Source organism: Streptomyces torulosus, assembly GCF_001419765.1.
In the GTDB taxonomy this organism is placed as follows: domain Bacteria; phylum Actinomycetota; class Actinomycetes; order Streptomycetales; family Streptomycetaceae; genus Streptomyces; species Streptomyces torulosus.
Genome location: NZ_LIRK01000103.1, coordinates 1 through 20,011, shown reverse-complemented (window position 1 = coordinate 20,011; position 20,011 = coordinate 1). Strand labels below are relative to the sequence as shown.

Genomic DNA, 20,011 nt, shown 5'->3' with positions numbered 1-20,011 from the left:
GCTTTCCGTCCGCCCGCCGTTCCAGCCCCCCGACCCCGGCCCTCCCCGACTCCTCGACCGCTCCCCCCTCGCCTCTTCTCTCGCTTCTCCTTCTGCTCCCGCTGCTCGGCCCTCTTCCTGGAGACCTCTCATGCATGACGAACGCCGCCGGATCGAGGAACGCGTAGAGCGCGTCCACACCCAGCGCGTCAAGCCCGCGATCTACGCGGCCTCCGTCCCCTTCACGGTCGAGGCCTGGCAGGCACCGGGGGAGCCCGTCCCCTTCGAGGAGGCCGCGGCCGCCGCGTACACCCCCTTCGCGATGGACACCCCCTGGGGTCCGCCCTGGGGCACGACCTGGTTCCGGATGCACGGCCGGGTGCCCGCCGAGTGGGCCGGCCGCCGCGTGGAGGCCGTGATCGACCTCGGCTTCGTCGGCGACTGGCCCGGCAACCAGGCCGAGGCCCTCGTGCACCTCACCGACGGCACCCCGCTGAAGGCGGTCAACCCGCTCAACCAGTACGTCCCCATCGGCAACCCGGTCCGCGGCGGCGAGGTGATCGACTACCTCGTCGAGGCGGCCTCCAACCCCGACATCCTCGCCGACAACTTCTCCAAGGTCACCCCGCTCGGTGACGTCCTCACCGCCGGCGACAAGCCGCTCTACACCTTCCGGCGCGCCGACCTCGCCGTCCTCGACGAGGAGGTCTTCCACCTCGACCTGGACCTCCAGGTGCTGCGCGAACTCATGGTCCACCTCGGTGAGCACGAGCCACGGCGCCACGAGATCCTGCACGCCCTGGACCGGGCCATGGACGCCGTCGACCTGGACGACGTCTCCGGCAGCGCCACCGCCGTCCGCGAGATCCTCGCCCCCGTCCTCGCCCGGCCCGCCCACGCCAGCGCCCACACCATCTCCGGCGTCGGCCACGCCCACATCGACTCGGCCTGGCTGTGGCCGATCCGCGAGACCAAGCGCAAGACGTCCCGCACCTTCTCCAATGTGACCGCGTTGGCCGACGAGTACGAGGACTTCATCTTCGCCTGCTCCCAGGCCCAGCAGTACGAATGGGTGCGCGACAACTACCCGCAGGTGTGGGAGCGCATCAAGAAGGCCGTCGAGAAGGGCCAGTGGGCGCCCGTCGGCGGCATGTGGGTCGAGGCCGACGGCAATCTGCCGGGCGGCGAGGCCGTCGCCCGCCAGTTCGTCCACGGCAAGCGGTTCTTCATCGAGAACTTCGGCATCGAGACCAAGGGCGTCTGGCTGCCGGACTCCTTCGGCTACAACGCCGCCTACCCGCAGCTCGCCAAGCTCGCCGGCAACGAGTGGTTCCTCACCCAGAAGATCTCCTGGAACCAGACCAACAGGTTCCCCCACCACACCTTCTGGTGGGAGGGCATCGACGGCACCCGCATCTTCACCCACTTCCCGCCCATCGACACCTACAACGCCCGCTTCAGCGGCGAGGAGATGGACCGCGCCGTCCGCAACTACCAGGAGAAGGGCGCCGGCACCCGTTCCCTCGCCCCCTTCGGCTGGGGCGACGGCGGTGGCGGCCCCACCCGCGAGATCATGGAACGCGCCCGGCGCCTCGCCGACCTCGAAGGCTCCCCGAAGGTCGTCGTCGAACACCCCGACGAGTTCTTCGCCAAGGCCCGCGCCGAGTACGAGGACGCCCCCGTCTGGCACGGCGAGCTGTACCTGGAGCTGCACCGGGCGACGTACACCTCGCAGGCCCGCACCAAGCAGGGCAACCGCCGCAGCGAGCACAAGCTCCGCGAGGCCGAACTGTGGGCCACGACGGCCGCGCTCCACGCGCCCGGCTACACCTACCCGTACGAGAAGCTCGACCGCCTGTGGAAGACGGTCCTCCTCCACCAGTTCCACGACATCCTGCCCGGCTCCTCGATCGCCTGGGTGCACCGCGAGGCCGAGGCGGAGTACGCGCGGGTCGCCAAGGAGCTGGAGGAGCTGACGGCGGAGGCGGTCACGGCGCTCGGCGCCGGGGACGCGCGGGTCTTCAACACCAGCCCGCGGGACCGGGCCGAGGTCGTCCGCACCTCCGAGGGCGCACCCGTGTACGTGGAGGTCCCCGCGAACGGCAGCGCGCCCCTCGCCGCCGCCGAGCCCCCGCACCCCGTCTCCGTCGACGGCCTCACCCTCGACAACGGCCTGGTCCGGGTGGTGGTCGCCGAGGACGGCACCCTGGCCTCCGTGCGCGACCTGGTCGCCGACCGCGAGGTCCTCGGCGACCAGGGCAACCTGCTCCGTCTGCACACCGACCTCCCCAACTACTGGGACGCCTGGGACGTCGACAAGCACTACAGGAACCGCTACACCGACCTGCTGGACGCCGAGTCCGTCACGGTCGTCGAGGCCGACCCCCTCGTCGGCGCCGTCCGCGTCGAGCGGTCGTTCGGCAAGGGCTCCCGCATCACCCAGACGATCACCGTCCGGGCCGGCAGCCGGCGGATCGACTTCGAGACGGACATCGACTGGCACGAGGCCGAGAAGTTCCTCAAGGCCGGCTTCCCGATCGACGTCCGCGCCGCGCACTCCTCCGCCGAGATCCAGTTCGGCCACATCCAGCGCCCCACCCACACCAACACCAGCTGGGAGGCGGCCCGTTTCGAGGTCTCCGGCCACCGCTGGGTGCACGTCGGCGAACCCGGCTACGGCGTCGCGGTCATCAACGACTCGACGTACGGCCACGACGTCTCGCGCACGGTCCGTGAGGACGGCGGTACGACCACCACGGTCCGCCTCAGCCTGGTCCGCGCCCCGCGCATCCCGGACCCCGAGGCCGACCAGGGCAAGCACCGCCTCACGTACGCGCTGCTGCCGGGCGCGACCATCGAGGACGCGGTCGCCGAGGGCTACGCCCTCAACCTGCCGCTGCGCGTCACCGACGCGGCAGGAGCGCCCGCGCCGGTGGTCTCCGCGGAGGGCGAGGGCGTGACGGTCGAGGCGGTCAAGCTCGCCGACGACGCCTCCGGCGACGTGGTGGTCCGCCTCTACGAGTCCGGCGGCGGCCGCGCCCGCGGCGTCCTGCGCACCGGCTTCCCGCTCGCCGGGGCGCACATCACCGACCTGCTGGAGCGCCCCCTGTCGGAGGCGGCCACGGACGGCGACGGCGTCCCCGTGACACTGCGCCCGTTCGAGGTGCAGACCCTGCGCCTCGCGGTGGGACAGCGCTGACGGGACTGCCCGCCACACCCTGAGCAGGCGGCGCTCTCGGGTCGTGGCGGGCGGGGCAGCCCCGCCCGCCACGACCGTTCAAGCCGACGGCCCGTCGCGAGCTCGGGCCGTCGCCTCCGTCGGGCCCTTCGCGGTGACTGGGCCGTCCCTCGGCACCGGGCGTTCGCCGTGAGCGGGCCGTCCCCTCACGCCGGGCCTTCGCCGCGACCCGGGCCCTCCTCTGGCGCCGGGCGACCAGACGGTCCGGGGCCCTTTCGCGGGGGCGCGATTCCCTTAGCGACGGGACATCGTTGTCACGGAGTGTGCTGGGTGGCCAAGGCCCTGACGAGGCGGTGATAGCGGTAGAGGCCGGGCTCCGCTGACTCCAGGAGCGCGGCGTCCACCAGGGTTTCCAGCAGGGTCTCCGCCGTCGCCCCGTCCACCGCGAGTACGGCGGCGGCGCGGGCCGGGCCGACGCTCTGTCCGCCGGCCGTGGCGAGCAGCCTGAACGCCCGCGCCTGCCAGGGCGTCAACCGCCGGTACCCCGCCTCGCAGACCGCGTCCACGGCCAGATCACCCAGCCGCAGTTCGCCCTGCAGCCGGCGCTCGTCGGCGAGCCGGGAGGCCAGCGCGGCGAAGGTCCAGCCCGGCCGCTCCTCCAGCCGTCCGGCCGCGATCCGCACCGCCAGCGGCAGCAGACCGCAGGCCGTCACCAGCCGCAGGGCCGCGGCACGCTCCCGGTCGAGCCGGGCGGGGCCGAGCACGGCGGCGAGCAGGGCGAGCGCCTCGTCCGACCCCGCACCCGGGCGCACCGGGCAGCAGATCCCGCACCTGGGCGGCGCTGCCCGCGTCGTCCAGGACCGGCAGCATCCGTCTCCCCGCCAGCAGCGAGCGCAGCAGTCCGCTGCGCTCGGCCGAGGTCCGGGGAACCGCCGCCGCGGGCACGCCCAGCGCGGCCAGGAAGGCCGCCAGGACGGCCCTCGGCGCACGCGGCTCCGTCCCCGTCCCGCCCAGATCGGCGTACAACTGCCCGTCGGGATAGGCCGACCGCGCATGATGCGCCAGCCGCAACGCCAGCGCGGTCTTCCCGACCCCGCCCATCCCGGTCACCCCCACGATGACCGCCGTCCGCCGCCCCGCGGCCGTCAACCAGCCGCCGAGCCGCGCCAACTCACCCGTACGCACACTGAAGTCGGGCACATCCGGCGCCAACTGCGCCGGTACGGGAACGGCGACCGCAGGCTTGGGCAGCGCCTCGGCCCCGAGCACGGTCCACGCCCGCCGCGGCCTCCCGCTGACGCCCCCTGCACTCGCGTTTGCGTCGGCAGCCAAACGCACTTCAGGGAAGGCGGATAGATGCGAAACAGGACGGCCCTGCTGGCCGCTGCCGCGGCCCTCTCGGCCACCGCGCTCGTCGGCACCACCGCGACCGGCGCCACCGCCCAGGGGCCCGAGAGGAACGTCGTGCCGATCTCGGAGGTGGTTCCCGAGGCCGACCTCGCGAGAATGACCGAGCAGCGGCCCCTCGTGGAGGCGGCCGACACCATCAGATGGGAGCAGGAGCGCGGCGGGTACGCCGGTTTCACCGGCATCGGTCTGGAGGCGGACCGGGTCGCCCTGTGGTGGAAGGGCGAGGTGCCCGCCAAGGTCCGGAAGGCGGTCGAGGAGGCGCGTGAGACGGCGCCCGTGCGGATCGTCGAGGCGAAGTACTCCCTGCGCGAGCTGAAGGCCGCCTCCGCGCGCCTGCAGGCGGAACTGACCGAGAACCCGTCCCTGGGTCACACCGTGAACATCCCCACCGACGGCGCCGGGCTCGTCCTGGCCACGGACGGAGCCGGCTCGGGATCCGGTTCAGGTTCCGGTTCCGGGTCCAGAGGGAAGCGGGCCGCCGCGGTGCGGGCTGCCGCGTCCGAGGTGGCGGGGGTCCCCGTCCGTACGGTCGTCGAGCCGCGCTCCCAGGAGGTCGATCCAGCGGCCCGGCGCCGGCTGCACCTCCGGCTTTGGCGTCACCGACAACACGGGAGCGGAGTACCTGCTCACCGCGGGGCACTGCGGCAACTTCGGTGACCCCTTCAGCAGCGGCGCGGGAAACTACATCGGCACCCCGTCCAAGATCAACAAGGCGCACGACATCATGCTCCTCCAGGCAGGCGACGTCACCAACTTCATCTACACCGGCACCCCGGACGACAACGTGGGCGTCCGCGTGGACGGGTGGGACTGGGTCTACCCCGGCGAGTTCCTGTGCCAGTCCGGCTCCACCAGCGCCGGGGTCGTCGGCGGCGCCATCTGCAACATCAAGGTGCTGTTCTTCTACAACGACTCCGAGGACCTGGTCGAGGCCGAGCAGATGAACGGCCAGACCGCGGCCCGGCCCGGTGACAGCGGCGGCCCGATCTACTCGGGCTCCGCGAGCGGCGGGGCCATAGCCAAGGGCGCGACGACCCGTGTCGCGGGCGCCCGCCTCGGCTTCCAGGACTTCGGCACCGCCTGGCGCGACTTCGGCATCTGGATCGCCTCCTGACCCGTACCCGCCGCGCACCCGCGGCACCACCGGGGACCGGCGGGCACTGAGGCCCCGCGACGCGCGGCGGTACGAAAGACCGGTACGAAAGACCGGAGGGCGGCTGTCGGGCAGAACAGCCGCCCTCCTTCGTCGTCCGAGCGGGGTGCGGGTCTCAGACCGCCAAGGGCCGGTCGGCGGCCGAGCAGGCGGTCGGCGACGAGGCGCGCGGGGGAGCGTCCGGCGGCGCCACGGCGAGCGACCGGGCCTCCACGGGCTCCGCCGCGCCCACGGGCACCTCGACCACCATCGGCAGCCCCACGGCTCCCGGCACCTCGACGGCCCGGGGGATGTCCGCGACGGCCGGCACATCGGCCGGCACCGGCGCACCCGCGCCGTGCCCCACGGCCGCACCGACACCCGCGCCATGACCCACGCCCTGGCCGACGCTCACGCCCGCGTCGGCGGTCGCCGTGTCGTCGGCCTGCTGGGGCAGTGTCACCGGGCGCACCGGCCGCGGCCCCGACACCACGGTGTAGTCCTGCCCGAGCCGGGTCGGCAGCACGTCACCGGTCTCCTCGCCGAGCGCCAGCCGCACCGCGGCCCACGGCGCGTTGATCCCGCACAGCGCCAGCTGGTGCAGGCCGCCCGCGGGACGCGTGTTCACGTCCATCAGCACCGGCCGGTCACCCAACATCCGGAACTGGATGTTGGTCAGGTGGTGCAGCTCGAACGACTCGGCGAGCCGCCGGGCCGGCTCGATCCAGGCGGGGTTGAGCGAGAAGCCCCGCCGCCGCCCGTTCTTCGTGCGGCCCACCGCCATCCGCACCCGCCCGTCGGTGCCGGTGAGGCAGTCGACGGACACCTCCGGCTGTTCGAGACGCGGCATCACCAGCCAGTCGACGGGCTCCCCGGCCTCCCGCAGGGCGGCGACCACCGTGTCGAGCGGCACGTACGGGCCGGGGAAGCCGCTGAGGTGATCCAGCGAGAAGGGGGCGCGGGTCACCACACGGAAGCCCACACCGCCCGCCCCGGACGCCGGCTTGAAGCACGCCCTGTGCCCGTCGGCCTCCAACTCCTCGACAGCGGCGACCAGTTCATCGGCGTCGGTCACCCGGAACCACGGCGGCACGGGGACTCCGTACGCCTGGACAGCCTCGTACGCGGTGACCTTGTCCTCGAAGACCTCGATCGATGCGGCGGGCGGCGCCAGCAACGTCGTACCGACGGCCGTGAACTCCTCGCGGTGCGCGGCGATGGCCGCCTGGTGCAGGCGCGGCACGAACACGTCGATACCGCGCTTGGCGCACTGGTCGAGCGCGTACTCGACGTACGCGGCGGGGGACAGGCCCTCGGGCTCCAGATCGGCGGTGTCGGCGGCGGCCAGTACGGGGGAGTCGGCGTCACCGTGGGTGGCATGGATGTCCACCGGACGAGCGTGCGGATTATTTCGCAGCTGATCCATGAAGAAGACGTTCTCCGCGTACGTGCGGTTGAGCCAGACGCGTACGCGAGAGACCATGCAGGCCGCCTTTCTACGGTTCGCGGGCACGGCGGAGCAGGCCGTGCCCGGCCAGGGGGGATGGAGGTACGCCGAACCGCCGACGCGAACGACGGGCGTGACGGTGGTGTTGGGGCAGATCATAAGGCCACCGGGACCCATGTTTCTGTCACGCGCGTGTTAATCCTCGTGCGACGGGCGTGCCGCGGCGTGGGCAAGCGCTCAGCCAGTCACTCTTGTCCGTCGGTGCGCACTTGTGTTCTCGTGTTGCCATTCGGTGTCGCGGAGGGAGTGAGGGTGGAGTCGACGGTGGGCCGGCACGGGAACCTGCTGGCCATCAGCGATCTGCACATCGGCTATCCCGAGAACCGCGCCCTGGTCGAACAGATGCGCCCCGAGACGGACGACGACTGGCTCCTCGTGGCCGGTGACGTCTCCGAGAAGGTGGCCGACATCCGCTGGGCGCTCCAGACCCTCGCCGGACGCTTCGCGAAGGTGGTGTGGGCGCCGGGCAACCACGAGCTGTGGACCCACCCCAGCGAGACCGTCCCCCACCGCGGTGTCGCGCGGTACGAGCATCTCGTCGCGCTCTGCCGGGAGTTGGGCGTCGTCACCCCCGAGGACCCGTACCCCCTGTGGGAGGGCCCGGGCGGCCCCGTCGTCGTCGCGCCGCTGTTCCTGCTGTACGACTACTCGTTCCTGCCCCAGGGCTGCGCGACGAAGGCCGAGGGCCTGGAGTACGCGCACGGCACCGGCGTGGTCTGCACCGACGAGCACGTCCTGCACCCCGACCCGTACCCGAGCCGCGACGCCTGGTGCCGCGCCCGGGTCGCCGAGACCGAGCGCCGGCTCGCCGAGATCCCCGCCGACCTGCCCACGGTGCTGGTCAACCACTACCCCCTCGACCGGCACCCGACGAACGTCCTGCGCTACCCCGAGTTCGCCATGTGGTGCGGCACCGACCTGACGGCCGACTGGCACCTCCGCTTCCGCGTCGAGGTCATGGTCTACGGCCATCTGCACATCCCGCGGACCACCTGGCTGGACGGGGTCCGCTTCGAAGAGGTGTCCGTGGGTTACCCCCGCGAGTGGCGCCCGCGCCCGGAACCCCCGGGAAGGCTGCGCCGGATTCTGCCGATGGAGGTCCAAGCCGTTGATCGAGGAGCTGCTCCCGGAGTCGGTCGTGGCCGTGGAGGCGTACGACGATGACACGACCGGGGGAGCCGACGGGATCGAGCTGTACCCGGAGGAGGCTGCGATCGTGGCCCGCGCGGTGCCGAAGCGGCGCCGCGAGTTCGCCGTCGTCCGGGCCTGCGCCCGGCGGGCCATGGAGAAGCTCGGTGTCCCGCCGCGGCCGATCCTGCCCGGTGAGCGCGGCGCCCCCGGCTGGCCGGAGGGCCTGACCGGCAGCATGACCCACTGCGACGGGTACGCCGCCGCCGCACTGGTCCGCGCCACCGACCTCGCCTCCCTCGGCATCGACGCCGAACCCCACAGCGCCCTGCCCGAGGGCGTCCTGGAGGCCATCGCGCTCCCCCCGGAGGAAGCCCGACTGCGCCGACTCACCGCCGACCACCCCTCGGTCCACTGGGACCGGCTGCTGTTCAGCGCCAAGGAGTCCGTCTACAAGGCGTGGTTCCCGCTCACCGGCCGCTGGCTGGACTTCTCCGAGGCCGACATCGAGGTGTCCGTCGAACCCGGCGGCCACGCGGGCGGTCTGCGCGCCGAACTCCTCGTTCCCGGACCGGTGGTGGACGGCCGACGTCTGACGGCCTTCGACGGGCGCTGGAGCGTCCGCCGTGGCTTGGTGGTGACGTCGGTGTCGGTTCCCTTCCCCCTGGAGAACGAGGCTCGCCGGTGAGTTCCCTCGCGTACGCAGACCTGCACGGACGGATCGCCGCGGAGATAGACGCGGAGATCGAACACGCCCTGGAGGAGCTGGGCCCCGCCGCCACCGCGGTCCGAAGATCCATCGCGGGGCTGCTCGGCCACCAGCGGATGAAGTACCCCCTGTCGGTGCTCCCGCTGCTGGTGCACGGGGCCGAGACGGGCGCCCCCGAACCGGCCGTTCCGCTGTCGGCCGTGCACGTGCTGTGGTGGACCTCCGCGTGCTACCTCGACGACCTGGCCGACGGCCACGGCGCGCACACCCCGCGGGGACTCGGCGCGGACGAGGCGCTGCTCGCGGCCGTCCTCAGCGGTCAGGCCCTCCCCATCCGGGTCGTCCAGGCGCAGTCCGTCCCCGACGCCCTGCGCAACGCCCTCACCTGCGAGATCGTCAACTGCTGGATCGGCGCCGTGGAAGGGCAGTTGCGGGACCTCCGCGGTGACCTCGGCGCGGCCTGTCCGGACTCCGTCGTCGAGGCGTACCGGGGGAAGTCCGGCGCCCCCTTCGCGATGATCACGGCGATGGCCGCGATCCTCGCGGGCGCCGACCATGACCGCACCGAACTGTGGCGGGAGTTCGGCGACGTCTTCGGCGTGCTCTGGCAGCTCTTCAACGACCAGGAGGACCTCCTCTCCGGCCGCGACGAGGACCTGCGCAACGGCACCGTCACCTATCTGCTCGCCTGCGCCCTCGACGAGGCGTCCCCCGGCACCCGGGCCCGCCTGGTCGAACTGAGCGCCGCCGCACGGGAGTCCGAGCCCGCACGGGACGAACTCCGGACGCGTCTGCTCGCCCCGGCCGTCCTCCACCGCTACGAGAAGGACCTCGGCACCTACCGCGACGAGGCCCACCGCGTCCTCGACCGGCTCGGCGGCCACGCGCACCACGTCTCGGCCCTGAGGCAGCTGGTGGACCAGTCGGCGGGGATGTATCTGACGTAGCCCCCGGAGATCTTCCCGTGCGCGCCCCGGTCCGGTGCCGCGAGGCCGGTCCGCCGGTGGTGCCGGCGGACCGTCGCGCGGGGCGCAGGGTCACAGCCGCGGGCACCAGCCACGCAGCAGCCGGAAGAACTCCTCCTCGTTGCCCGCCAGACCCGCCTCCGCCAGCGCCTGCTCCGCCTCGGCGAGCGCGGCGGTCGGCACCAGGGGTGGTCGGCCCTCCGGCGGCCCGTCGAACGCGGCTCGTACGGTCCCCAGCAGCCGCAGATAGGCCTGGACGGCGGTCCGCTCACGGTCGGTCAGCACGGCGGTCGGCATCGGACGGCTCTCCCCTCGATGGATGAGTGACACGCCACCAGCTTGCCGCCCGGCACTGACAATCCCGTTCTCCCGCACGCCGGTTCGCTCGGTCAGCGGACGGCGGAGCCGGTCCTACTGCGCCGCGCCCGGCACGATCTCCCGCTCACGGTCCGTCAGCGGCGGCCCCGTCAGCGGGTCCTTGACCGGGCCGCGCAGCACCGCCAGTACGACCTCCGGTCTGACCAGCGCGGCGGCCGGCGCGGAGAGGGTGATCACCCCGAGGAAGGCCCGGAACACCAGCGGCCGCCCCACCGCCGTACGCATCAGCCGCTGCACGTACAGCCCGAACAGCTTCTGCATCGCGTTCGGCCGCTTGCCGATGGCTTCGGGGTAGCGGATGTCCGTGCCGGTGGCCAGTTCCCAGGCGAGCGCCACCGGTACGGCGACGGCCCGCTGGATGCGGCGCGCCAGCCCCGGCGCGGTGATCCCGTGTTCGGCGACCTTCTCACGCAGCCCGAGGGCGCCCTGCGCGGCGACCGACATCCCGTGCCCGTAGATCGGGTTGTACGTGGCCACGGCGTCGCCGATCGCCACGAACCCGTCGGGCCAGCGGGACACCTTCTCGAAGTAGCGGCGCCGGTTGATCGTGCTGCGGGTGACGACCACGTCGGTCAGCGGTTCGGCGCGGGATATCAGCTCGCCCACGACGGGATGCCTGACGTTGCGCGCGAACGCGACGAACTCCTCGGCCCTCGCGGTGGGTTGACCGCCGCGGGTGCCCGACAGGGTCACCAGCCAGCGTCCCCCCTCCACGGGCACGAGTGTCGCGCTCTGCGCCGGCACGGGATCCTCCGCGTTCGGTTGGACGTTCACCACCGGGTACTCCTCGGTGCCCTCGGGCGCCCGGAAGATCCGGCTGGCGTACACCAGCCCCGAGTCGACCTCCTCCATCGGCGCGGGCGGCACCCCCATCGCGTCGAGCCAGGCCGTGCCCCGCGACCCCCGGCCGGCGGCGTCCACCACCAGGTCGGCGGGCAGCAGCCGCTCCTCACCGTCGGCCATCCGCACCCGGACGCCCGTCACCCGGGACGCGTCGCCCGTCAGCCCGAGGATCTCGGTGCGCTCCAGGACGGTGACCCGGGGACCGGCCAGCAGCCGGGCGCGGACCACCGACTCCAGCAGATCCCGGCTGCACGCGATCATGAACTCCATCTCGGGCCAGCGCCGGATCCAGCCCTGCGCCGACAGCGACACCAGTCCCGTCGGCAACGGGATGCGCCGGGCCCCGGCGGCCAGCCACGCCTCCGTCACGCCGGGCAGCAGCTCCTCCATGGCACGGGCCCCGCCGGACCACAGCAGATGGGCGTGACGGGCCTGCGGCACACCCTTGCGGGCCTCGGGCCCCTCGGGCAGCGCGTCGCGCTCGACGACGGTGACCTCGGCGTGGTCGCGCAGCGCGGCAGCGGCCAGCAGGCCGGCCAGGCCCGCGCCGACGACGACGGCACGCCGCCCGGTGCCTGCCGCGGTGTCGTGTGGACCGCTAACGGGTTCGCTCATGGAAGTCGCTCTCTGACCTGGTCGCGGCGGCCCAGGCGCGGGCGGCCGCTACGACGGGGGACTGACGCAGGGCGATGGACATCCGCACCAGGTCACGGGGGTTCTCGGCGGGCAGCGTGGGCGTGTCGGCGACCGCCGAGCTGATGACGCGGCCCTCCGGGTCGTCCTGCCGGGCCCGTACGGCCGCCGTCAGCATCGCCGCGTCGGCCTCGGCCCGCGCCTGCACGGGCTCCGACCCCGCCGCGACGGCCGCCTCGTAGGCCTTCGCGCGCACCTCGGAGTCGAAGTACGGGTACAGGCTGAGCATGCCGTCGTGGATGTCGGACTCCCGCTGCGTCATCTGCAGTTGCGCGGGCGCCCACCAGGAGATCCGCACCTCGTGGCCGGCCTGCGCCCACACCGGCCGCAGCTCCCGCCACAGCGGACCGAGCCTGCGGTACGTCGACCAGGTGGTCCACGCGTCGCCGATGCGCTGACCGGCCAGCGGCAGACAGAAGCCGACCGCGCTGACCTGCGCGCCGACCGACGCCAGCACGGGGGCGAGATACGTGCTCAGACCGTCCAGGTTCCCGCCCTGCCAGCGGGCCGCGACGGCGACCAGCTTGACCGCGGCGAAGGGGACGTTGACGAGATAGCCGAACGCGATCACCAGCAGCCCGGCCCGCAGCCAGCCGCCCACCTGGAGCGCCCAGCGCCAGCACATCACGTGCATGGCGACACCGGCGACGGTGAAGCCGATGAGGTACAGCACGATCATCTCGCGCAGGAACGGCGTGTTGGCGTAGTACGTGTCGAAGTCCCGCACCCGCTCCACCGGAGCGTTCCCCAGCACGAACAGCAACACGATCGCCGCGCACACCCCGGCGTACCCGCCGATCCAGCGGCGTGACAGCCGCCGGGTGACCTCGGGGGGACCGCCCCGCCAGTTGGTGATCAGCACCAGGCAGGAGCCGCTGAACGCGCTCAGCAGGACGTACACCAGGGCCGCCGACATGTTGGTGACGCCGGTGAGGTGGTTGACCTCGGTGATCGTCGGGGGCGCGGCGAAGAAGAACACCAGGGACGCCAGGGTCATCAGGGCGCACACGGACCTGATGAGTGGATCGCCCCAGTTCCGCAGCAGCGCGGGCATCTTCAGGGCGAGGGCGATCGCCATCGCGGCGGCCGGTACGTAGTAGCTGTGCCCGTCCATGGTGTCGGCGGCTGCCTCAGCCCTGCGGGCCGCGGTAGCCCAGCGAGGCCCCGATCCGGCCGGCCAGATGATCACGCCGCACGGGCCCGCGCAGCGCGGAACCGGCGAGCCACGTACGGCACTTGCTCGCGAGCAGCAGACCGAAGCTCTCGGCGTCCTGCTCGTCGGCCAGGTCGAAACGGGTCCGCGCGGCCACCTTCAGGACCGTCGCCTGCAGATCGGCGTCCACGTTCAATAAGCGCGCGGCGACCGCGGCGCCCTCCGCGCCCTGCACAGGGTGGCCGCAGTGCCCGGCCTGCATGTGCCACAGCTCATGGCCGAGGATCACCAACTGGTGGTCGGGGGCGGTGCGTTCCTCGATGACGACGAGGTCCTGCTCGGCCATGTCCAGCCACAGACCGCTGGCCGTACCGGGCGGGAAGGCGGCCGTACGGTAGTGCACGGGGCGGCCGCGGCGTCTGCTCATGGCGTCGCACAAGGCGCTGTAGAGGTCGGCGGGGTCCGCCGGTGCCGGGAGCGTCAGCTCGCCGACCAACTCGCCGCACAGACGGCGCATTTCCTTTCCGATGCCCACAGAATTTCCCCCGGTCAGGACTCGGGCCGCTTGACGCTCTCCAGCAGCATGTCCAGCCACTCCGCCACCTTGTCGCGGTGCTGGTCGGTGGGCAGCTGGGCCGCCCGCCAGGCGATGGAGCGCACACCGTGGTTCTGCAGCAGCCGCTGCAGCGGGTCGTCGGCGGCCTCGGCCGCCGCGCGCTCACGGTCGGCGAGCTGCTGGAGGAGCTCCTGCTCGGTGCGCATCAGCGCGCTCGCCAGGGCCTCCGGGTCCTCCGCGGTGAGGAAGCCGGCATGGACCCGGAAGAAGCGCTGGATGGCGTCGCAGTGTTCCATCGTGGGCCGCCGGTCGCCGTTGATCAGGGCGCCGGCCTGCTGGCGCGACATGCCCGCGCCGTCGGCGATCTCCTGCTGGGTGTACTTGCGCCCGTTGGGTTTGAGCCGGGTGCGCCGCAGCAGGTCCAGGCGTTGCAGGAAGCGGGCCTGGATGTCCGGCTCGCCGGCGCGCTGCCCGCTCAGCAGGGCCTTCACCACCGCCTCGGGGACACCGGAGGCGACCGAGAGCCGACGTGTGTCGAAGACCTCGGAGTGCGCCACGCCCAGCTTGTCCGCCAACGCGGTGACGCGGGCCACGACGGCCGGCAGCAGAACCGTCGCCGCGGCGTCCGGAACCTCGAAGCCATCCGTCACCGACAGATCTCCTACGTCTCTCTCAGGCCAATTTCGCGGTACTGCGGAATCCGTGGATCCAAGCCTGGCGCGAGACCCTGGTCCCGGCAAGTACACCGTGAACTGCGGGGAGACTAGCCGCTTCGTCGAACTCACATCCAGGTCTCGCCACAACTGTGGCGAGATTCAGCCGTCAACCGGCGTCGAATGCCACGATAGTTGACACGACTCCGCCGGGGGCAGGAGGATCAAGGCGCCGCGTGAAGGCCGCAGAGGCAAGAGGGGTGACCTCCCGATGGCATATCAGGCAGGAGGGCAGCGGTCGGTACCGCGGCCCGTCCCCGACAGTCTCGAAGCCCGGGAAGCGCAGGCCTATCTGCTGGACTACGCCGCGCTGCTGGAGTCCGTCTCCTTCCCGTCCGTCGTCCTCGACCACGGCTGGGACGTCGTCCTCACCAACTCCGCGTTCCGGAAGCTGTTCGGCGGCGTGGGCCCGCACCCCACGGCCATGCCCGGCGACAACTTCCTGCGCTTCGTGCTGTTCCACCCCGACGCCGCCACGGTCCTCGGCGACCACGAGTCCAGCTGGTGCCTGCCGATGCTCGCCCACTTCGCCGCCGCCGTGGAGCGGCACACCCAGGACCGCGGCCTGCAGTCGATCCGCCGGGACATCGCCCAGGACCCCATCATGGACGCCGCCTACCGCCACGGCCTGCCGCACTGGCTGCGCACGGTCGGCCCCGGCGCCGCACGGCACGACGGCGCGGTCCGTCCGCTCGTCCACCCCGACCCCCGCTGGGGGGCCACCGACTGCCGGGTCGTCGACGAGACCCCCGACACCCTCCGCGACCTCGGCTACACCCGTATGACCCTCGTGCTGCGCGAGGCCGGCCGGCAGTCCGAGTCCCCCCGCAGGCACCGCCGCTCCCGGCGGGCCACCGTGGGCCACCTCAGCGTGGTGCCCTCACCCGGCCGGTGAGCAGCACCCCCTCCGGTACCGCCGGCGTTCAGGTCGCCGACGGCGCCGGGGGTCAATCCTTCCCCCGCACGACCTCCCGCCGGCTACAGGTCGAGCACCAGCCGTGGGCCCCGGCAGCGGGACACGCAGATGAGCATGGTCTCCCCGGCCTCGCGCTCCTCGTCGCTCAGCACCGAGTCACGGTGGTCCGGGGTGCCGTCCAGGACGTCCGTCTCGCACGTCCCGCAGGTGCCCTCCGTGCACGAGTAGAGCACCTCGACCCCGGCGGCCCGCACGGTGTCCAGCACGGAGATCCCGACCGGCACCGTCACCGTCTTCCCCGACCGTTCCAGCACCACCTCGAACTCGCTGTCCGGGCCCGTCTCCTGCTCCTTCGGCTGGAACCGCTCCACACGCAGCGCCCGCCCCGGACAGCGCTCCTCGACCGCGTCGAGCAGCGGACCGGGACCGCAGCAGTAGACGAGGGTGTCCTCGGGCAGTCCGTCGAGCACCGACCCCAGGTCGAGGAGGCCCGTCTCGTCCTGCGGCGCGACGGTCACCTTGTCCCCGTACGTGGCCAACTCGGCCAGGAACGCCATCGATCGACGGCTGCGCCCGCCGTACAGCAGCGACCACTCGGCGCCCGCCGCCTCGGCCGCGGCCAGCATCGGCAGGATCGGCGTGATGCCGATACCGCCGGCCACGAACCGGTAGCGGGGCGCGCTCTCCAGGGCGAAGTTGTTGCGCGGCCCGCGCACCCGCACCTTGTCGCCCTGGCTCAACTCCGTGTGCACGAAGGCCGATCCGCCACGCCCGTCGGGCTCCCGCAGGACCCCGATCCGCCAGGTGTGCCGGTCCGCCGGGTCACCGCACAGCGAGTACTGCCGCTCCAGCTCCGGGCCGAGCAGCACATCGATGTGCGCGCCGGGTTCCCAGGAGGGGAGCTCCTCGCCGAGCGGGTGGCGCAGGGTGAGGGTGAGCACGCCGTCGGTGGCGAACTCGCGTGCTTCGACGAGGAGTTCGGCCTCGTACGGCGACGAGGGCGAAGACGAGGTCATGAGCTGTTCCCTTGCGGCTCGTGTCCTTGGGGGTGGGCGAGCATCCACTCCCACATCTCGATCGGGTCCTGCGAGGTGTGCTCGCGTCCGCAGTGGCAGGTGCCGTGCAGGACGTCGGTGCCCGGCAGCCAGTCCACGCGGTAGATCTCGCCGGTCCGGAAGGGCGCGGCGGGGGAGGCGCTCACTGGACCTTCTCCACGGGCTTCGCGCCCTCCTCGACCAGCCGGGCGAGGATACGGCGGGCGGCCAGACCACCGGTGTCGATGTTGATGCTCAGCTCCTGGTAGCCGGTGCGCTCGGTGCCGAGCGTCTTCTGCAGCAGGTTGAGCGCGTCGACATCCTGCATCACGACGGTGTGGTTGTTGTTCCGCAGGAACTCGGTGACCTCGTCGTCCTCGATCGCCCAGTCGCGCGAGACCATCCAGAAGTCGTACACCTTGCCGTCGGTCGACGGGGTGATCGCGTACGTGACCTCGGTGTGGAAGCCGTTCGGGTCGCTGCCGTCCGCCTCGGGGACCACGCCGACCGGGGCGACCCGGCTGTGCAGCAGGTACAGGCAGGGGGCGAAGTACTCGATGTCCTGCCAGCGGGTGATGCGGCCCGAGATGCCGGTGGATTTGGCGTAGAACGGCGGGCACTCGGCGTCGTCCATGTGCCGGCTCACCCGGACGATGCCGGCGCCCTCGTCGACCTCGGTGGTGATCGGTGTCTCGGCGACCTCCGGGGTGCCGATGTAGCCGCCGTGCAGATAGGTCTCGTGGGACAGGTCGAGCAGGTTGTCGACGAGGAGCCCGTAGTCGGCGTCGATCGGCTCCATGCCGCGCACGGTGACCCAGCCGGGGGAGTCCAGGTGCTTGGCCCGGGGGATGGTCTGCGGGTCGGCGAGCGCCGGGTCGCCTATCCACACCCAGATCAGGGAGTCCTGCTCGACCACCGGGTACGAGGCGACCCGCGCGGTCCGCGGAACGCGCTTCTGCCCCGGCACGTACACACAGGTGCCGGTCGTGTCGTACGTGAAGCCGTGGTAGCCGCACACGATCCGGTCGCCGTCGAGCCGGGTGGGGGCCTCGGACAGCGGATACCGCCGGTGCACGCACCGGTCGTGCAGCGCGACGGGCGTGCCCTCCTCCTCCGTCCGGTAGAGGACGAGCGACTCGCCGAGGATCGTCCGGCCGAGCAACTCCCGCCCGACCTCATGGGCGTAGGCGGCGACGTACCACTGGTTCCTGGCGAAGGCGGTCATATGAGGCATGGGCTTCCCGTCCCTGTCGGCGGGGCGCCCTCGCCCCGCGTGCCGTGGTTGGACCCAGGGTCCTGACGGCGGCGGCGACTCGGCAAGACGGCTTCCGTCAGGCGGAAGAGATTCGACGAAAGGGCTGGTCAGGTCGTGATCGGGAGGGAGACGGCCGGGGTGTCAGTGGGCGGTGGCAGGGTCACCGGCACGGGTTCCGTCCGTACCACTCCGCCGCGGCCTGTGGACGTGGCCGCGGTCTTTCCCGAGCTGGCCTCGTCGGCGCGCGCCGCGATCCGGCTGCATCCTCGCGCCGGGTCGCCCTCGGTGCGGGACAGCTCGGTGGGTGGCCCGTTGCTGTGGCCCGCCGAGGAGCCGTGGCCGCACTGCGAAGCGAGGCACCCGGGCACAGGCCGGTGCAAGTCGCCGGCGGAGATACGTCTTGAGCGACGCAGATTTGCCCGGCTCCACCGTGATCCCGGAGGTCCTCACTACACGCCTGAGGAGTCGGAGATCCACGAACGCAACGCCGCGACGTTCATGGCGCGACTCGATGCCGGGCCTCCCTGGCCCGCGGAGAGTCCGGTCCCCATGCTGCCCGTCGCCCAGCTGTACGTGCGCGACGTCCCTCTGCTGCGGCCGCCCGGACAGGCCGACGTGCTCCAGGTGCTGTGGTGCCCCTCGGCACCGGCCACCATGCGGCTGTCGCGGGTGGCGTCACGAGCGCACCCGCGTCACCGTGATCGGCGACGGCGCCGTCGGCCTGCTGGCGGTGCTGTCGGCCAAGCGGCTCGGCGCCGAGCAGATCATCCTCGTGGGCCGCCACCAGGCACGCACCGACCTCGGCCGGGAGTTCGGCGCCACCGACATCGTCTCCGCCCGGAGTGAGGAAGGCATCGCCCGAGTCCGGGAGTTGACCGGCGGGCACGGCACGCATGTCGTCCTGGAGTGCGTCGGCAATCTGCCCGCCTACGAGCAGGCCGTCGGCGCCGTCCGCCCCGGCGGAGTCATCAGCCGGGTCGGCGTGCCCCAGTACGAGGAGGCGCCCATCGGGTTCGGCAGCCTCTTCCGCCACAACATCCGTCTGGCCGGGGGCCCCGCCCCGGTCCGCGCCTACATCGAGGAACTGATGCCCGACATCCTCGACGGCACCATCGAGCCGGGCAAGGTCTTCGATGTCACCACCGGCCTCGACGGCGTACCGGCCGGCTACCGGGCCATGGCCGACCGCAAGAGCCTGAAGGTCCTGATCAGCGGCTGACTCCGGGAACCGTCGGGAGAGGGCGCGGGCCCCTCCGCCCCCTCCCGACAGCCGAGGCCCGCCGACAGCCGACGCCAGCCGGTCGTAGCGGCTCGTGCTTCGGTTCGCCTCAGAGGAGGAGGCGTTCGGTGTAGGCCTCGGTCGGTGGGTAGGGGCTGGGGCTCGTCATGCCGACCGACCAGAAGCCGGTGGTGCCGGGGACGTGCGCCACGTCATTGAGGTACGGCGCCGTCGCCGCGCCGGCCGGGCCCCGCACGACGGTCCAGGCGTCGCCGTCCCGGCGCAGGTACGTACTGCTGCTCTGGTCCCGGAAGTTCCAGCCCGAGATCCACGCGGCGCGGCCCCGCGCGTCGCCGGCGATCCCGCTCAACGATCCGAGGGTGAAGCCAGCTTCCAGTCGGGCCCAGGCCTTGCCGTCCCAGTGGGCCAGGGCGGGGTTGCCCGGTCGTCCCGGCGGTCCGCCGATACCCGCCTCGGTGCCCACCGCCCATACGTCGTCCGGTCCCGCCGCGTGGACGTCGGCGATGCCCAGGCGCAGGCCGGCGATCGCGGGAAGGACCGTCCACGCTCCGTCCCACCGGGCCACGAGGCCGGACCAGCCCCGCCGTTCGACTGTTCACCGCTCACCCAGACCTCGCCCGGCCGGCGCACGACGACCCGGTAGAGGTTGGCACTCTCGACGGGCAGCGGCTCCAGCCAACGCCAGCGTCGCCCCTTCCCGTGCAGCAGCCGGAGGGTGCCGCCCCGGGTGCCGCAGACCCACACCTGCCGATCGGGTCCGACCGCCACCGAGGTGAACCGGACGTCCGGCTCGCCCCGGCCGGGGAACGCGGCCTCGCGCCAGGTGATTCCGTCCCAGCGCAGCAGCGGGCCGGCGTTTCCGGTCGGCTCGCCCACGCACCAGGCCGTGGTCCTGTCGACACCGGCGACGTCCCACAAACGCGTGTGGGTGAGATGGGACAGGTCGGTCTTCGTCCAGGCGGTGCCGTTCCACACCATGGCCAGCCCCCGCTGCCCCTCCGGTCCGGAGAGGTTCTCCTCGCCCACGGCCCACGCCAGCCGGGGCCCGGCGACGGCGATACGGCGCAGCTGCGCGGCGGGAGTGCTGCCGGGGGCCGGTACGGCCTGCCAGCCCTCGGCGCGGGGCGGCACCACGGCGGTCCGGCGGGCCGGGTCCGGGTCCGAGGATGAGGGCGGGGACGGGGCACGGGCTGGGGCCGGGGACGAGCCGAGCGTGAGCCCC

Annotated in this window: 18 protein-coding genes and 3 pseudogenes; 9 read left to right on the top strand and 12 right to left on the bottom strand. The window is 72.6% G+C overall.

Translation table 11 applies throughout. The features are described 5' to 3' along the window. Nucleotides 1-130: 130 nt before the first annotated feature. The gene (locus AOK23_RS08210) at nt 131-3,178 is read left to right on the top strand and encodes an alpha-mannosidase (RefSeq protein WP_055712087.1); all 3,048 of its coding nucleotides are present in this window, start codon (nt 131-133) and stop codon (nt 3,176-3,178) included. Nucleotides 3,179-3,471: 293 nt separating this feature from the next. Here the strand turns inward: AOK23_RS08210 and AOK23_RS08205 are convergent, their stop codons facing one another. Further along, a complete protein-coding gene (locus tag AOK23_RS08205; protein WP_055712086.1) occupies nt 3,472-3,969 on the bottom strand; it encodes a hypothetical protein in 498 nt (165 codons plus the stop codon). A 544-nt stretch (nt 3,970-4,513) separates the two neighbouring features. On the opposite strand from AOK23_RS08205, the gene AOK23_RS49535 reads away from it, so the two are divergent. Together AOK23_RS49535 and AOK23_RS49530 are read left to right on the top strand one after the other, a co-directional pair. Beyond that, on the top strand, nt 4,514-5,224 hold the full coding sequence (locus tag AOK23_RS49535) for a hypothetical protein (protein WP_240496309.1): 711 nt from the start codon (nt 4,514-4,516) through the stop codon (nt 5,222-5,224). A 67-nt stretch (nt 5,225-5,291) separates the two neighbouring features. Then, entirely contained in the window at nt 5,292-5,681 is a 390-nt protein-coding gene (locus AOK23_RS49530; RefSeq protein ID WP_240496308.1) for a hypothetical protein, read from the top strand. A gap of 154 nt (nt 5,682-5,835) precedes the next feature. Here the strand turns inward: AOK23_RS49530 and AOK23_RS08195 are convergent, their stop codons facing one another. Then, nucleotides 5,836-7,182 (bottom strand): ATP-grasp domain-containing protein, encoded by a 1,347-nt coding sequence (locus AOK23_RS08195; RefSeq protein ID WP_055712088.1) that lies wholly within the window; start codon nt 7,180-7,182, stop codon nt 5,836-5,838. Between the two features lie 276 nt (nt 7,183-7,458). Here AOK23_RS08195 and AOK23_RS08190 point away from each other — a divergent pair, with 276 nt between their 5' ends. Genes AOK23_RS08190 through AOK23_RS08180 form a run of 3 tightly spaced genes read left to right on the top strand, consistent with a single transcriptional unit; the run spans nt 7,459 to nt 9,990 of the window. Further along, complete coding sequence (locus AOK23_RS08190) at nt 7,459-8,370, top strand: metallophosphoesterase family protein (protein ID WP_055712085.1); 912 nt, start codon at nt 7,459-7,461, stop codon at nt 8,368-8,370. Continuing rightward, on the top strand, nt 8,315-9,022 hold the full coding sequence (locus AOK23_RS08185) for a 4'-phosphopantetheinyl transferase family protein (protein ID WP_055712084.1): 708 nt from the start codon (nt 8,315-8,317) through the stop codon (nt 9,020-9,022). The genes AOK23_RS08190 and AOK23_RS08185 overlap by 56 nt, the downstream gene beginning before the upstream one ends. Further along, nucleotides 9,019-9,990, top strand: coding sequence for a polyprenyl synthetase family protein (locus tag AOK23_RS08180; protein ID WP_055712083.1), 972 nt, complete (start codon nt 9,019-9,021; stop codon nt 9,988-9,990). The genes AOK23_RS08185 and AOK23_RS08180 overlap by 4 nt, the downstream gene beginning before the upstream one ends. 90 nt (nt 9,991-10,080) lie before the next feature. Here AOK23_RS08180 and AOK23_RS08175 read toward each other — a convergent pair whose 3' ends face one another. The 5 genes from AOK23_RS08175 to AOK23_RS08155 form a co-directional block, all read right to left on the bottom strand. After that, on the bottom strand, nt 10,081-10,305 hold the full coding sequence (locus AOK23_RS08175) for a hypothetical protein (RefSeq protein WP_055712082.1): 225 nt from the start codon (nt 10,303-10,305) through the stop codon (nt 10,081-10,083). Nucleotides 10,306-10,419: 114 nt separating this feature from the next. Further along, nucleotides 10,420-11,844, bottom strand: a complete 1,425-nt coding sequence (locus AOK23_RS08170) for an FAD-dependent monooxygenase (protein ID WP_055712081.1) — start codon at nt 11,842-11,844, stop codon at nt 10,420-10,422. After that, nucleotides 11,828-13,036, bottom strand: coding sequence for an MAB_1171c family putative transporter (locus tag AOK23_RS08165; RefSeq protein WP_055712080.1), 1,209 nt, complete (start codon nt 13,034-13,036; stop codon nt 11,828-11,830). Before AOK23_RS08165 ends, AOK23_RS08170 begins: the two co-directional genes overlap by 17 nt. 16 nt (nt 13,037-13,052) lie before the next feature. Beyond that, on the bottom strand, nt 13,053-13,592 hold the full coding sequence (locus AOK23_RS08160) for a hypothetical protein (protein WP_055712079.1): 540 nt from the start codon (nt 13,590-13,592) through the stop codon (nt 13,053-13,055). A gap of 32 nt (nt 13,593-13,624) precedes the next feature. After that, a complete protein-coding gene (locus AOK23_RS08155) occupies nt 13,625-14,281 on the bottom strand; it encodes a helix-turn-helix domain-containing protein (protein ID WP_055712078.1) in 657 nt (218 codons plus the stop codon). Between the two features lie 274 nt (nt 14,282-14,555). Here AOK23_RS08155 and AOK23_RS08150 point away from each other — a divergent pair, with 274 nt between their 5' ends. Next, nucleotides 14,556-15,239 (top strand): MmyB family transcriptional regulator, encoded by a 684-nt coding sequence (locus tag AOK23_RS08150; RefSeq protein ID WP_055712077.1) that lies wholly within the window; start codon nt 14,556-14,558, stop codon nt 15,237-15,239. Between the two features lie 83 nt (nt 15,240-15,322). Here AOK23_RS08150 and AOK23_RS08145 read toward each other — a convergent pair whose 3' ends face one another. Genes AOK23_RS08145 through AOK23_RS08135 form a run of 3 tightly spaced genes read right to left on the bottom strand, consistent with a single transcriptional unit; the run spans nt 15,323 to nt 17,528 of the window. Continuing rightward, nucleotides 15,323-16,276 (bottom strand): PDR/VanB family oxidoreductase, encoded by a 954-nt coding sequence (locus AOK23_RS08145; protein ID WP_055712076.1) that lies wholly within the window; start codon nt 16,274-16,276, stop codon nt 15,323-15,325. Next, the gene (locus tag AOK23_RS08140) at nt 16,273-16,461 is read right to left on the bottom strand and encodes a hypothetical protein (protein WP_055712075.1); all 189 of its coding nucleotides are present in this window, start codon (nt 16,459-16,461) and stop codon (nt 16,273-16,275) included. The genes AOK23_RS08145 and AOK23_RS08140 overlap by 4 nt, the downstream gene beginning before the upstream one ends. Continuing rightward, nucleotides 16,458-17,528, bottom strand: a complete 1,071-nt coding sequence (locus AOK23_RS08135; RefSeq protein WP_206336150.1) for an aromatic ring-hydroxylating oxygenase subunit alpha — start codon at nt 17,526-17,528, stop codon at nt 16,458-16,460. The genes AOK23_RS08140 and AOK23_RS08135 overlap by 4 nt, the downstream gene beginning before the upstream one ends. Nucleotides 17,529-17,693: 165 nt before the next feature. Between AOK23_RS08135 and AOK23_RS49525 the strand changes: the two are divergent. Together AOK23_RS49525 and AOK23_RS08130 are read left to right on the top strand one after the other, a co-directional pair. Next, nucleotides 17,694-18,188 (top strand): annotated as a pseudogene (locus tag AOK23_RS49525) (hypothetical protein); the annotation flags it as partial. Next, a pseudogene (locus AOK23_RS08130) lies at nt 18,188-18,768 on the top strand (zinc-binding dehydrogenase); the annotation flags it as partial. The pseudogenes AOK23_RS49525 and AOK23_RS08130, both read left to right, overlap by 1 nt. 109 nt (nt 18,769-18,877) lie before the next feature. Here the strand turns inward: AOK23_RS08130 and AOK23_RS49520 are convergent. Next, nucleotides 18,878-19,138 carry a hypothetical protein gene (locus AOK23_RS49520; protein ID WP_240496307.1) on the bottom strand — a complete coding sequence of 87 codons (261 nt, stop codon included), beginning with the start codon at nt 19,136-19,138 and terminating at the stop codon, nt 18,878-18,880. Further along, a pseudogene (locus AOK23_RS08125) lies at nt 19,135-20,011 on the bottom strand (hypothetical protein); the annotation flags it as partial. The gene AOK23_RS49520 and the pseudogene AOK23_RS08125, both read right to left, overlap by 4 nt.